Raw genomic sequence first — 13,065 nt, forward strand, 5'->3', positions numbered from 1 at the left:
CGGTGGCAACAGCCACCGGCCCCGCTCCCTGCCGTCATGGGGCTCGGCACCTGGGAGATCGTCCGCGCCATGCTGCGCGACGCGCCCGTCCTCGTCCTGGACGAGCCCACCACCGGCCTGGACGCCCTCGCCGCGCGCCGCGTCATGGGCCCGCTGCGGCGGCTGACGGCGGGCCGCACGACCCTCATGATCACGCACGATCTGGGGCTCGCCCCGGACGCCGACCGGATTCTCGTCCTGGACGGGGGCCGGATCGTGGAATCCGGCACGCACCACGAACTCCTCGCCGCCGACGGCGCCTACGCGCGGCTGTACCGGGCGCGCGGCCGGTACGAGCCGTCAGGACCGGCCACCGGCCCGACGGTTCAGCCGATCGGCACCGGCATCCGCACCACGTCGTAGGCCAGGCCGATCGTGTCCCCGGTGGCCGGGTCGGCCAGCTCCACCCGCCACCGGCCGGCGAACTGGTCGACGCCCTCGGCCATCGGGATCGTCCCGGAGATCAGCACCGTCCCCGGCACCAGGTCGCCGCGCTCCCGCAGCACCCCCGCCCAGTAGGCCGGAGTCAGCAGCTCCGCCAGGGTGCCGTCCTGGATGAGGCTCTCCTCGCCGTCGTGGCTCACCCACGCCCGCAGCGTCAGCTCGTCCAGCCGCCCTTCCACCTCGGCCAGCGGCCAGGCGCGCCGGGCCAGCACGTCCGGGCCCGCGTTCTTGCTCCACGCCACCCCGTGCACCTCCAGCTCGCGGTCGGTGTGGTCGCAGGCGGCCGTCAGCAGCAGCTCCCCGTCACCGTCCACCACCAGCGCCCACTCCGCCTCGCCCGAGGTGCGCCCGTGCTGCACGCTGACCCGGTCGGTGTGCTGGGCGAGGTACGGCGACACGGGGTAGAGCGCGGGCGTCACGGAAGGCGCCGGCACCCCCAGCTCGGCCAGCTCGGCGACGTGCGCGGCCACATCGTCCTGGCTGCGTCCCGCATAGCCCGCGTTGAGCACCTGGACGACATCGACGGACCTGGTGGTGCCGTCGGGGAGTTCGAAGGTCAGCTGCGCCATGATCGTCTCTCCACATCGATCGCTCGCGGTATCGGCGAGGTTAACTTTGCGCGGAAGGCTTGCGCATACGACCTGTATACAAGAAGTATGCCGGAAGGTCGAGAGGGCGTCCCCCGGACATCCCCTCCAGCGCACCCCTCTGACGAGGCCGGACAAAGGACGAGAGACGTGAACGACACCAGCGCGTGTACGGAAGACGATCCGGCGGGCGGTTCCACCCCCGGCACCCCCGCCACCCCCGGGAGCGGCACCCCCGCGCCCGACGGATCCGCGGTCCGCCGCGCCTTCTTCGCCAGCCTCACCGGCACCGCCCTGGAGTGGTACGACTTCGCCATCTACTCGGTGGCCGCCGCGCTGGTCTTCGGCGATGTCTTCTTCCCCTCCGAGGACCCCGCCACCGGCACCCTGCTGGCGTTCTCCACCTATGCCGTCGGCTATGTGTCCCGGCCGCTCGGCGGATTCGTCTTCGGCCGGCTCGGCGACAAGATCGGCCGCAAGAAGGTCCTCATCGCGACGCTCGTGCTGATCGGCGTCGCCACGCTCCTGATCGGGCTGCTGCCCGGGTACGCCACGATCGGCGTCGCGGCCCCCATCGCCCTGGTGATCCTGCGCTTCGCGCAGGGCGTCGGGGTCGGCGGCGAGTGGGGCGGCGCCGTCCTGCTGTCCAGCGAGTTCGGCGATCCGCGCAAGCGGGGCTTCTACGCCTCGGCCGCCCAGATCGGCCCACCGGCCGGCAACCTCATGGCCAACGGCGTACTGGCGCTCCTCGGACTGGTACTGACGGAAAGTCAGTTCACCTCCTGGGGCTGGCGCGTGGCGTTCCTGCTCTCCGGCGTACTGGTCTTCTTCGGCCTGTGGATCCGCGCGAAGCTGGAGGAGACGCCCGTCTTCCAGGCGATGGAGGCGGAGAAGGCCCGCCCCGAGGCGCCGATCCGCGAGGTCTTCACCACGCATCCCCGCGCCCTGGTGGCGGCGATCCTCAGCCGGATCGCCCCCGACGTGCTGTACGCGCTGTTCACCGTCTTCGTACTGACCTACGCGACGGGCGAACTCGACATGTCCCGCAGCTCCGCCCTGGCCGCCGTACTCATCGGCTCCTCGCTCCAGGTCTTCCTCATCCCGCTCGCCGGAGCGCTCTCCGACCGCGTCAACCGGCGCCTGCTGTACGGCGTTTCGGCCGTGGGAGCCGGTGTGTGGCCGTTCCTGTTCTTCCCCATGACGGACGGCGGCAGCTGGCCGCTGCTCGTGTTCGGGGTGGTCGTGGCGCTGGCGCTCCATTCGCTGATGTACGGGCCGCAGGCGGCCTTCATCGCCGAGCAGTTCTCCCCGAGGCTGCGCTACACCGGCTCGTCGCTCGCCTACACCCTGGCCGGTGTGGTGGGCGGCGCCATCGCGCCCCTGCTGTTCACCGCGCTGCTCGACTCCTACGACTCGTGGATCCCGCTGGCGCTGTACGTCGCGATCACGGCCGTGCTCACGGTCACCGGCCTGTGCCTGGGCCGGGACGGCGACGAGGACGACGACCTGGGCGTGGCCCGCTCCGCCGGGCGGCCCGCCCCCTCGGAGGGGGCCACCACCGCCTGAGACCATCCGGAAGACCGGCCACCCGTCGCAGGCACCCGCCGCCCGCCGCCCGACACCCGCACCCGCCACCCGCACCCAAGGAGGCCGACCGCCCATGCGTATCGCCCTGAGCCAGATCACCACCGGCCCCGACCCCGAGCACAACCTCGCCCTGCTGGCCGAACACGCCCACCGGGCGGCGGAGGCGCGGGCCCGGATCGTCGTTTTCCCCGAGGCGGCGATGGCCTGCTTCGGCACGCCCCTCGCCTCCGTGGCGCAGCCGCTGGACGGCCCCTGGGCCAACGGGGTCCGGCGGATCGCACAGGAGACCGGACTCGTCGTGGTGGCGGGCATGTTCACCCCGGGCCCGGACGGAAAGGTGGCCAACACGCTGCTCGCCACCGGTCCCGGGACCGAGGCGTCCTACGACAAGATCCATCTCTTCGACGCCTTCGGCTACGCCGAGTCGGACTCCGTGGAGCCGGGCTCGCGGGTCGTCACCATCGAGGTCGACGGCGTCCGCATCGGCCTCGCCACCTGCTACGACGTCCGCTTCCCCGAGCTGTTCAGGGCGCACGCAGACGCGGGCGCGCGGCTCTCGCTGCTGCTCGCCTCCTGGGGCGCGGGCCCCGGCAAGCGCGAGCAGTGGGAGCTGCTGACCCGCGCGCGTGCCCTCGACGCGACGCTCTGGCTCGCCGCCGTCGGCCAGGCCGACCCGGCGGCGTCCGGCATCCAGGCGACCTCGAACGCGCCGACCGGCATCGGCCACAGCGCGCTCGTCGGCCCGGACGGAACCGTACGGCAGAGCCTGGCGGACGGACCGGGCATGCTCGTCGCCGACCTGGACCTGGACGAAGTCACCGCGGTCCGCCGCGCCATCCCGGTCCTGGCCAACCGGCGGCTGCCGTCGGCCTGACCGGGGGAAAGCGGGGTCAACCGGCGAGCAGCACCTTGAGGGTCGTCTCCAGATGGCCGTCGATCGCCGTACGGGCGGCCTGCCGGTCGTCGGCGGCGACGGCCTCCAGAATTGCCTGATGCTCCGTCAGGACCGCCTGCTGGCGGCCGTGCTGGTTGTACAGCGCGACCACCCCGGCCCGGATCTGCCGGCTGCGCAGCCCGTCGTAGTGCCGGTTGAGGAGGGTGTTGCCCGCGGCGGCGACCATCGTCGCGTGGAAGAGATGGTCCACGGCGATGAACTCCTTGGCATGCTCCGGGCCGCTCAGGGCGCGCTGGCGGTCGAGCAGTTCGGTCAGCTCCGCCAGCGGGGCCCGGCCGGGGATGATCCGCTCGGCCGCGTACCGCTCGACGATGCCGCGCAGCTCCATCAGCTCGGTGATCTCGCGCCCCGACAGCGGGACGATCTGCGCGCCGCGCCGGGGCACCAGCCGCACCAGATCCTCGGCCGCGAGCAGCAGCAGCGCCTCGCGGATCGGGGTACGGGAGAGCCCGAGGCGGTCGGCCAGCTCCTGCTCGGAGAGGAACTCGTCCTGCCGGTCGGGGTCGGTGAGGACGTTCTCCTTGAGATACGCGTACGCCTTCTCCCGGCCCGACGTCACCACGGCCCCCTCGACTCGCTCCCGCCCCTGGATGCCGAGGCTTGCATACAGCGAGTATACCGAGAGGGGGCGCCGCCCCCACCGGGAGCCGGGCGCACACAAAAAAACCCCGGAACCGAATTGACGGCCGGGGTGCGCTTCTGGCTATATTGAATGTTTGCGCGGAATAAATGAAAAGAAACAATCCGAGCAGTAAGCAACAGCGTATCGAACAGGGGCTGAATTGTCAACCGAGGAATTGCAGAACGAACAGCAATTCGTCTCCCTCCTCCACGAGCGGCTCGACGCCCTCAGGGAGCAGGCCGAGGCCGCCGTGGAATCGGTGACCGGCCAGGTCACCACGGTGCGCCAGGCCCGTGTCGAGCGCGACATCAGCGTCGCGGAGCAGTCCGGCCTGGTGGCGCGGCTGAACGCGGTGGAGTCCGGCCTCTGCTTCGGCCGCCTCGACTTCGCCGACAGGGCCACGGACGGTACGGAGAGCGGCGCGACCCGGCACATCGGCCGTATCGGCATGCGCCGGGACGACGCCGAACGCACCCCGCTGCTGATCGACTGGCGGGCCCCGGTGGCGCGCCCCTTCTATCTGGCCACCGGCCACACTCCGATGGGGCTGCGCCGTCGGCGCCACATCACCACCCAGGGGCGCGAGGTCACCGCCCTGCACGACGAGATCATGGATCTCGACGACACCACCCGCACCGGATTCGAGAATCCGGACGCCGACGCCGTGCTGCTGTCCGCGCTCAACTCCGCGCGTACGGGCCGGATGAGCGACATCGTGCAGACCATCCAGGCCGAGCAGGACCGCATCATCCGCGCCCCGCACCAGGGTGTGCTGGTGGTCGAGGGCGGCCCCGGCACCGGCAAGACCGCCGTCGCGCTGCACCGGGCCGCGTATCTGCTCTACGCCCACCGCGAGCAGCTCGCCCGCCGCGCGGTGCTGATCGTCGGGCCGAACCCGGCCTTCCTCGGCTACATCGGTGAGGTGCTGCCCTCGCTCGGGGAGAGCGGGGTGCTGCTGGCCACGGTCGGCGAGCTGTTCCCGGGGGTGGTGGCCACCGGTACGGACACCCCCGAGGCCACCGAGGTCAAGGGCCGGGCCGAGATGGCGCGGGTGCTCGCCGAGGAGGTGCGCGACCGGCAGACCCTGCCCGATCCCGTCCTGGAGATCCGGCACGAGGACTACGGCGCGCTGACGCTCGACCGCGAGACGGCCCGCGAGGCCCGGCAGCGCGCCCGGGACACCGGTCTGCCGCACAACCTGGCCCGGCCGGTCTTCGCCTTCCGGGTCATCGACGCGCTGACCGAGCAGCTCACCGACCGGATCGGCGCCGACCCCCTGGGCGGCCCCAACCTCCTCGACCCCTCCGACATCGCCCAGTTGGGCAAGGAGATCGCCACCAGCCCCGAGGTCCAGGCCGCCGTCGACGCGCTCTGGCCCACGCTCACCCCGCGGCGGCTCGTCGCGGATTTCCTGGCCGACCCCGACCGGCTCGCCCCGCGCGACGCCGCCGCCGTACGCCGGGCCGGACCCCGTACCGGTACGGACGGCATCGACGACTGGACCCCCGCCGACGTACCGCTGCTGGACGAGGCGGCCGAACTCCTCGGCGAGGACGACTCGGCGGCGCGCGCGGAGGCGGCCCGCGAGCGCCAGGAGCGCATCGACTACGCGCGCGGGGTGCTGGAACTGTCGTACGGCTCCCGCACCCAGGAGTTCGAGGACAAGGACGACGAGGATTCCGAGGTCCTCGCCGCCCACGACATCATCGACGCCGACCGCTTCGCGGACCGGCACGAGGAGGCCGACACCCGCACCGCCGCCGAGCGCGCCGCGGCCGACCGCACCTGGGCCTTCGGCCATATCGTGGTGGACGAGGCACAGGAACTGTCCGCCATGGCCTGGCGGTTGCTGATGCGCCGCTGCCCGAGCCGGTCCATGACGCTGGTCGGCGACCCGGCCCAGACCGGTGACGCGGCGGGCTGCGACTCCTGGGACCAGATCCTGCGGCCGTACGTCCAGGACCGCTGGGAGCTGACCAGGCTCGGCGTCAACTACCGCACGCCCGCCGAGATCATGGAGGTCGCGGCCGAGGTACGGCGCACGGCGGACCCGCTCTTCGAGCCGCCCGTCTCGGTGCGGTCGACGGGCGCGGGCCCGGTCGTACGGTCCGCGCTCCCGGCCGAGCTGGCCCGCAGGACGCGGGAGACGGTGGCGTCCCTCGTCGCCGGTCACCCGGCCGAGGGCCGGCTCGCGGTCATCGCCCCCACCCCGCTGCTGCCCGCCCTCGCCGCCGCGCTCCCGGACGCCTCCTGGGCGGCGATCCCCGACCTCACCCGCCCGGTGGTCCTGCTCGACGCCCGCCGGGCGAAGGGGCTGGAGTTCGACACGGTCGTGGTGGTCGACCCGGAGGCCATCATGGACGGCTCACCGCGCGGCACCAACGACCTGTACGTGGCGCTGACCCGGGCGACCCAGCGACTCGCGGTGGTACGGGACGCGCAGGTCCCGTCCCGGCTCAAGTCGCTGATGCCGTAGGCCGGCCGGTCCCTCCCCGCTGGTCGAAGTAGTGGCCCTCGTCGAGATCGGTGAGGAGGGCCTGGCCCGTCGGCCGCCAGCCGAGCAGCTCGCGGGTCAGCGTGTTCGAGGAGGGGCTGTCGACCCGCAGGAAGTCGGCCAGCCAGCCGAAGTGCGCGCCCGCGTCCTCGGGGGAGACCGGCTCCACCGGGAGGCCGAGGTGGCGGCCGATGGTCTCGGCGATGGCGCGGGTCGGCACGCCCTCCTCCGCGACCCCGTGCAGCACCGTTCCCGCCGGAACCTTCTCCACGGCCAGCCGGAACAGCGCCGCGGCGTCGAGGCGGTGCACGGCCGGCCAGCGGTTGGCGCCGTCCCCGATGTAGCCGGAGACGCCCTTGGCGCGGGCTATGGAGATCAGGGCCGGGACGAAGCCGATGTCCCCCTCGCCGTGGACCGTCGGCGCCAGGCGCAGGACCGCCGAGCGGACACCCCGGGCGGCGAGGGCGAGCGTGGCGTCGGCGGTGGCGGCCCGGGGCGAGCCCGACGGATCGGCCGCGGAGTCCTTCTCGGTCGCCAGGCGTCCCGGGGTCACCCCGATGGTGCCGGAGGCGACCACGAGCGGCCGGCCGGAGCCCGCGAGCGCCTCGCCGAGGGTGTCGACGGCACGCCGGTCCGCGTCCACGGCGCCCTGGAAGTCCCCGGCGAACGCGATGTCGTGCTTGAAGGCCAGATGGATCACGCCGTCCGACGCGGCGGCGGTCTCGCGCAGAGCGTCGAGATCGTCGAGCGAGCCGCGCCGCACCTCGGCCCCGGCGGCGGCGAGGGCGTCGGCGGAGGCGTCCGAGCGGGCGAGCCCGACGACCTGATGGCCCTCCCCGAGCAGTTCGGGAACGACGGCGGAACCGATCCAGCCGGACGCTCCGGTGACGAAGACACGCATGAGGGACCTCCCGGTAAGCCGACCGGCCGCGTCATGGCGCAGCACGCGGAACCGATCGATGTCAGTTGCTGTCATCAACCGTAGCACTCGATGTCAGCACCTGTCATCACCGAGAGGTGTCACGTAGGATCGGGCTCATGAGTCGATGGGAGCCCAACGCGCGCGGGCGGCTGGAACAGGCGGCCCTTGAGCTGTACAGCGAGCGCGGCTTCGAGCAGACGGCGGTGGCCGAGATCGCCCGGCGGGCGGGGCTCACGGAGCGGACGTTCTTCCGGCACTTCGCGGACAAGCGCGAGGTGCTGTTCGGGGGCTCGGGCACGTTCCAGGACCTGTTCGTGGCCGGGGTCGAGGGCGCGCCCGACGGCGCCGCGCCCATCGACGCGATAGCCGGGGGCCTGGAGTCCGTCGCCGTCTTCTTCGAGGGCCGCCGCGAGCACTCCCGGCAGCGTCAGGCCGTCATCGTCGCCAACGCGGAGCTGCGGGAGCGGGAGCTGATCAAACTCGCGTCACTGGCATCGGCGATGACCCGAACGCTGCGCGGACGCGGCGTCGCGGACCCGGCCGCGAGCCTGGCGGCCGAGGCGGGCATTGCCGTCTTCAAGGTCGCCTTCGAGCGCTGGATCGCCGACGGCGAGGAGCACGCGATGGCGCCCCTCGTGCGCGAGGCTCTGGCCGAGCTGAAAGCCGTGACGGCGGGCGGCTGAGGCCCCGCCGGAGCGGATCCGGCGGGGCCTCGACCGGCGTTTTCGGCGCCGGAGGTGATGGTACGTCAGAAGGTCAGGCGGGCCGCAGCCAGACCGTCGCCAGCGGCGGCAGCGTCAGGCGCAGGGAGGCCGGGCGGCCGTGCGCGCCGACCGGTTCCGTCTTCAGCGGGCCCGCGTTGCGCACGTCGCCGCCGCCGTAACGGGCCGCGTCCGTGTTGAGGACCTCCGTCCACTCCGCGAACTCCTCCGGCACACCGAGCCGGTACTCCTCGCGGACCACCGGGGAGAAGTGCGAGACCGCCAGCAGCGGCGCGCCCGCCGCGTCGAAGCGCAGGAACGCGAAGACGTTGTCCTCGCCCGCGTCGCCGTCCACCCACGCGAACCCCTCCGGCGCCGTGTCGCGCTGCCAGAGCGCGGGCGTCGCGCCGTACACCGTGTTCAGGTCGCGCACCAGGTCCCGTACGCCCCGGTGGTCCGGCTCCGCCTCGTAGGACGGGTCCAGCAGCCACCAGTCCGGGCCGTGGCTCTCCGACCACTCGGCGCCCTGGGCGAACTCCTGCCCCATGAAGAGGAGTTGCTTGCCGGGATGGGCCCACATGAAGCCCAGATAGGCGCGTTCGTTCGCGCGCTGCTGCCACCAGTCGCCGGGCATCTTGGAGACCAGAGCGCGCTTGCCGTGCACCACCTCGTCGTGCGAGATCGGCAGGACGTAGTTCTCGCTGTAGGCGTACACCATGGAGAAGGTCATCTCGCCGTGGTGGTACTTGCGGTGCACCGGCTCCTTGGCCACGTACTCCAGCGAGTCGTGCATCCACCCCATGTTCCACTTCAGCCCGAAGCCGAGACCGCCGAAGCCGTCAGGCCCGACGTGGTGGGTGGCGCGCGTGACGCCGTTCCAGGCGGTGGACTCCTCGGCGACGGTCACCACGCCGGGGCAGCGCCGGTAGACGGTGGCGTTCATCTCCTGGAGGAAGGCCACGGCGTCCAGGTTCTCCCGGCCACCGTGCTCGTTGGGCGCCCACTGGCCCTCCTCGCGCGAGTAGTCGAGGTAGAGCATCGAGGCGACCGCGTCGACGCGCAGCCCGTCGATGTGGAACTCCTCGCACCAGTACACCGCGTTGGCGACCAGGAAGTTGCGTACCTCCGTGCGCCCGTAGTCGAACTCCAGCGTGCCCCAGTCGGGGTGCTCGGCGCGCCGCGGGTCGGCGTGTTCGTAGAGCGGACGGCCGTCGAAGCGGGCCAGCGCCCACTCGTCCTTCGGGAAGTGCGCCGGTACCCAGTCCACCAGCACCCCGATGCCCGCCCGGTGCAGCGCGTCCACGAGATACCGGAAGTCGTCCGGTGTGCCCATGCGGGAGGTCGGCGCGTAGAAGCCGGTGACCTGATACCCCCACGAGCCGCCGAAGGGATGCTCGGCCACCGGCATCAGCTCGACGTGCGTGAAGCCGAGGTCCTTCACGTACGCGGGAAGCTGAGCGGCGAGCTGACGGTACGTCAGTCCCGGTCGCCAGGAGCCCAGATGGACCTCGTACACGGAGAACGGCGCCTCGTGCACCGGCCGGTCCGCGCGGTGCGCGAGCCACTTTTCGTCGCGCCACACATGGTGCGACTCGGTGACGATCGACGCGGTCGCGGGCGGCACCTCGGTGCGCCGGGCCATCGGGTCGGCGCGCAGGGTGTGCGTGCCGTCGGGGCGGGTGATGTCGAACTTGTAGAGCGCGCCGTCACCGATGCCCGGGACGAACAGCTCCCACACTCCGGTGGAGCCGAGCGACCGCATCGGCAGGCTCGTACCGTCCCAGTAGGTGAAGTCACCGGCGATCCGCACCCCCAGGGCGTTGGGCGCCCAGAGCGTGAAACGAGTGCCGGCGACGCCCTGGTGGACCATGGGCAGCGCGCCGAGCGCCTTCCACAGCTCCTCGTGCCGGCCCTCCCCGATCAGATGCAGATCGAGTTCGCCGAGGGCGGGCAGGAAACGGTACGGGTCGCCCGCCTCCAGCTCGTCCGGGTTCTCGTCGCTGTCGCCGTACCGGACCAGCAGGGTGTAGTCCGGTACGGCGGCCAGCGGCAGCACCCCGGAGAAGAAGCCGTCCCCGTCGTCGGCCAGCCCCGTCCTCGCCCCCTCGGTCACCACGCTGACGGCGCGGGCGTACGGGCGCAGCACCCGGAAGAGCACCCCGCCCGCGACCGGGTGCGCCCCCAGTACCCCGTGCGGATCGTGGTGCGCGCCGCCGAGCAGCCGCGCGCGGTCGCCGCCGTCGAGCGGCGGCGCGGCCGGTGTCCCGTTCGCGGGCCGCGCGGCGGGAACCGCGGGCGCGGCCGGAACCGCGGGCGCGGCCGGAACCGCGGGCGCGGGCGGAACCGCGCGCGCGGGCGCGGTGCCGGGCGCGGCGGTGGCCGGTGCCCGGCCCCGGTCGGCCGCGGCGCGCGCGGTCTTCTTTCCGCCGGGGCTCCTGGTCCCCTTCTTCCCCGCGGGCTTCGGGGACTTCGCGGGTTTCGCGGGCTTCGCGGGTTCGGCGGACTTCACGGTCTTCGCCGCGGGCTTCTCCACGGCCGCGGCGGGTGCCGGGACCTGGCGGGCGTTGACCGGCGGTACCGGCGGGGGCGGGGAGCCGGACGGACGGTCGGACGGCGTGCGGGCGGTCACGGGGGTGCCTCCTCGGCGCGGGGCTTCACTGGACGGGGGTCGGTCGGTACGGGGGTACCCGGGCTGACGACCTGGTGTGCGACAGGCGGCGGGCTCCCTGGCGCGCACCAGGTCGTCACAGGGACGGGGGAGCGCGGCCGGGCGGGCGTCGGTCCGTTCCGGCGCGGCCGTTCAGGGGGGTGGCGTCGCGGGTGGTCGAAGGGGTCCCGGTCCGGGACGGCCGGGTTCAGGCGCCGCCGGCCAGTCGGCGGATCGCCGCCATCGGCACCGGGAGCCAGCCGGGGCGGTGCCTGGCCTCGTACAGCACCTCGTAGACCGCCTTGTCCGTCTCGTACGCCCGCAGCAGCTCCGGCTCCGCGCGCGGATCCGTGCCCGAGGCCGCCGCGTACCCCTCGCAGTACGCGTCCCGGCAGCGCGTCGCCCAGTCCGGGCGCCACGGTTCGTGCGAGCGGGCCGCGTAGTCGAAGGATCTGAGCATGCCCGCGACATCGCGGACCGGCGGCTGCGGGCGGCGGCGCTCGGCGAGCGGTCTGGCGGGCTCGCCCTCGAAGTCGATCACCGACCAGCGGCCGTCCGGGGTGCGCAGAGTCTGGCCCAGATGCAGATCCCCGTGGACCCGCTGCGCCGGCCGCCCGCGCCCCGCCTCGTCCAGCCCGGCGAACGCGTCGAAGGCGGTGCGCAGTCCCGGGGCGTACGGCAGCAGCGCGGGAACCGCCCGCGCCGTCGCCTCCAGCCGCTCGACCATCCCCGCCGCGAGCTGGGCGGTCCGGCGGCGGCCGAGCGTCACCGTGGGCAGCGCGGCGGCCAGCGCCGTGTGCACCTCGGCGGTGGCCCGGCCCAGCGCGCGGGCCTCGCCGGTGAACTCCCGGCCGCCCGCCAGCGAGGCCAGCGCCAGCTGCCAGCCGTCCCGTGAGCCGCGCAGATACGGCTGGAGCACGCCGAGCGTGAGGGTGTCCCCGCCGCCGGACGGGTCGGCCGCCTCGAACCAGCCGACCGGCGCGGGCACCCGCCCGCACCCCTCGGCGGCCAGCGCGAGCGGCAGCTCCAGATCCGGGTGCGGGCCCGGATAGACCCGACGCAGGATCTTGAGGATGTAGGCGTCCCCGGCGGCCGTGCCTCCGGCGGAAGTGTCCCCGGCGGGCGTGCCTCCGGCAGTCGCGTCCTCCGCGGCGGTGTCCCCGGCAGCCGGGTTCCCGGCAGCCGTGTCCCCGGCGGCGGTGTTCCCGTACACCAAGGAGGTGTTCGACTGCTCGGCGTCCAGCAGCCGTCCGCTCAGCCCGGCCGGGATCGGGCCCGCCCGGTCGAAGCGCAGCGGCCCCGGGCCGCCGGGTGAGCGCAGCCGCTCCATCAGCACTTCGGCCAGCCGGGGATCGTGCAGTCCCTCGTAGACGGTACGGCCGGCCAGCGGCCCCTGCGTGGCGTGGCCGATCAGCGCGGACGCCAGCCGCGGCGGCAGCGCCTTCCGTACCCCGAGCAGCAGTTGGTAGCAGTCACCGGCCGCCGCGGGAGCGAGGGCCGAGGGGGCCGAGGAGGTGGCGGAGGGCGGGATCGACGGCGCGGGCCCCGACCCGCCGCGCTGTTCGACCCGTACGAGCAGATGCAACAGCCCCGGACCACCCCCGGCCATCGGCAGCAGCTCCGTGACCGTGACCGGCAGGAATCCGGTGACCGGGCGGCCCTTGCCCGCGAACCAGCGCTGGCGTGGCAGCCAGTCGTGGAGCAGCGGCGCGAGCGAGCCGACCAGCGCCCTGGCGTCGGAGGGCGACAGAGCGGGCGACACGGCGGGCAAGTCGGCGGGCGAAGCGTCGAGAAGGCGCGGAGTGATCCGGGTGGATGCAGCCTTCGACATGGCATCGCGTCCTTTCCCCGGGCACACCACAGGATGCGCAGAGTGTCCCGGATTGCGGCAATGGCTGTCCGGCTGTGCGGGACGTGTCGGGTGAGGATGATCCGTACGGATCCTTTTCGTACGAATTCGTACGAACCTGATACGAGTTTGATCGAATCGATCGAACTGGATAGGGAATCTCAAGGGATGTGAAGAAGGGTGCCCCGTGCGGTGCGGAAGAAACCGCCGCGCACGGG

Annotated in this window: 9 protein-coding genes and 1 pseudogene; 5 read left to right on the top strand and 5 right to left on the bottom strand. The window is 73.1% G+C overall.

The window, feature by feature from the left end:
• Window positions 1–57: 57 nt before the first annotated feature.
• Window positions 58–402: pseudogene (locus DVH02_RS14245) on the top strand (ABC transporter ATP-binding protein); the annotation flags it as partial.
• Here DVH02_RS14245 and DVH02_RS14250 read toward each other — a convergent pair.
• Window positions 366–1,052, bottom strand: coding sequence for a DUF2848 domain-containing protein (locus DVH02_RS14250; protein ID WP_114624180.1), 687 nt, complete (start codon window positions 1,050–1,052; stop codon window positions 366–368). The pseudogene DVH02_RS14245 and the gene DVH02_RS14250 overlap by 37 nt on opposite strands.
• 312 nt (window positions 1,053–1,364) lie before the next feature.
• Between DVH02_RS14250 and DVH02_RS14255 the strand changes: the two genes are divergently transcribed.
• Both DVH02_RS14255 and DVH02_RS14260 read left to right on the top strand, forming a co-directional pair.
• Window positions 1,365–2,636 (top strand): MFS transporter, encoded by a 1,272-nt coding sequence (locus tag DVH02_RS14255; RefSeq protein ID WP_233518223.1) that lies wholly within the window; start codon window positions 1,365–1,367, stop codon window positions 2,634–2,636.
• Between the two features lie 94 nt (window positions 2,637–2,730).
• A complete protein-coding gene (locus DVH02_RS14260) occupies window positions 2,731–3,531 on the top strand; it encodes a carbon-nitrogen hydrolase family protein (protein WP_114624182.1) in 801 nt (266 codons plus the stop codon).
• Window positions 3,532–3,547: 16 nt separating this feature from the next.
• Here DVH02_RS14260 and DVH02_RS14265 read toward each other — a convergent pair whose 3' ends face one another.
• The gene (locus DVH02_RS14265; protein ID WP_114624197.1) at window positions 3,548–4,171 is read right to left on the bottom strand and encodes a GntR family transcriptional regulator; all 624 of its coding nucleotides are present in this window, start codon (window positions 4,169–4,171) and stop codon (window positions 3,548–3,550) included.
• 238 nt (window positions 4,172–4,409) lie between these two features.
• Here DVH02_RS14265 and DVH02_RS14270 point away from each other — a divergent pair, with 238 nt between their 5' ends.
• Window positions 4,410–6,710, top strand: a complete 2,301-nt coding sequence (locus tag DVH02_RS14270) for a HelD family protein (RefSeq protein ID WP_114624183.1) — start codon at window positions 4,410–4,412, stop codon at window positions 6,708–6,710.
• On the opposite strand, the gene DVH02_RS14275 is transcribed toward DVH02_RS14270, so the two are convergent.
• Window positions 6,691–7,629: an SDR family oxidoreductase gene (locus tag DVH02_RS14275; protein WP_114624184.1), complete on the bottom strand. Its 939-nt coding sequence runs from the start codon at window positions 7,627–7,629 to the stop codon at window positions 6,691–6,693. The two genes, DVH02_RS14270 and DVH02_RS14275, sit on opposite strands and share 20 nt — an antisense overlap.
• 137 nt (window positions 7,630–7,766) lie before the next feature.
• Here DVH02_RS14275 and DVH02_RS14280 point away from each other — a divergent pair, with 137 nt between their 5' ends.
• A complete protein-coding gene (locus DVH02_RS14280; protein WP_114624185.1) occupies window positions 7,767–8,333 on the top strand; it encodes a TetR family transcriptional regulator in 567 nt (188 codons plus the stop codon).
• Between the two features lie 73 nt (window positions 8,334–8,406).
• Here DVH02_RS14280 and glgB read toward each other — a convergent pair whose 3' ends face one another.
• Together glgB and DVH02_RS14290 are read right to left on the bottom strand one after the other, a co-directional pair.
• Window positions 8,407–10,980, bottom strand: a complete 2,574-nt coding sequence (glgB, locus tag DVH02_RS14285; protein ID WP_199566279.1) for a 1,4-alpha-glucan branching enzyme — start codon at window positions 10,978–10,980, stop codon at window positions 8,407–8,409.
• Between the two features lie 226 nt (window positions 10,981–11,206).
• Window positions 11,207–12,829, bottom strand: a complete 1,623-nt coding sequence (locus DVH02_RS14290) for a maltokinase N-terminal cap-like domain-containing protein (protein ID WP_158575886.1) — start codon at window positions 12,827–12,829, stop codon at window positions 11,207–11,209.
• Window positions 12,830–13,065: the final 236 nt, after the last annotated feature.

This window comes from Streptomyces corynorhini (assembly GCF_003346515.1).
Taxonomy (GTDB): Bacteria; Actinomycetota; Actinomycetes; order Streptomycetales; family Streptomycetaceae; genus Streptomyces; species Streptomyces corynorhini.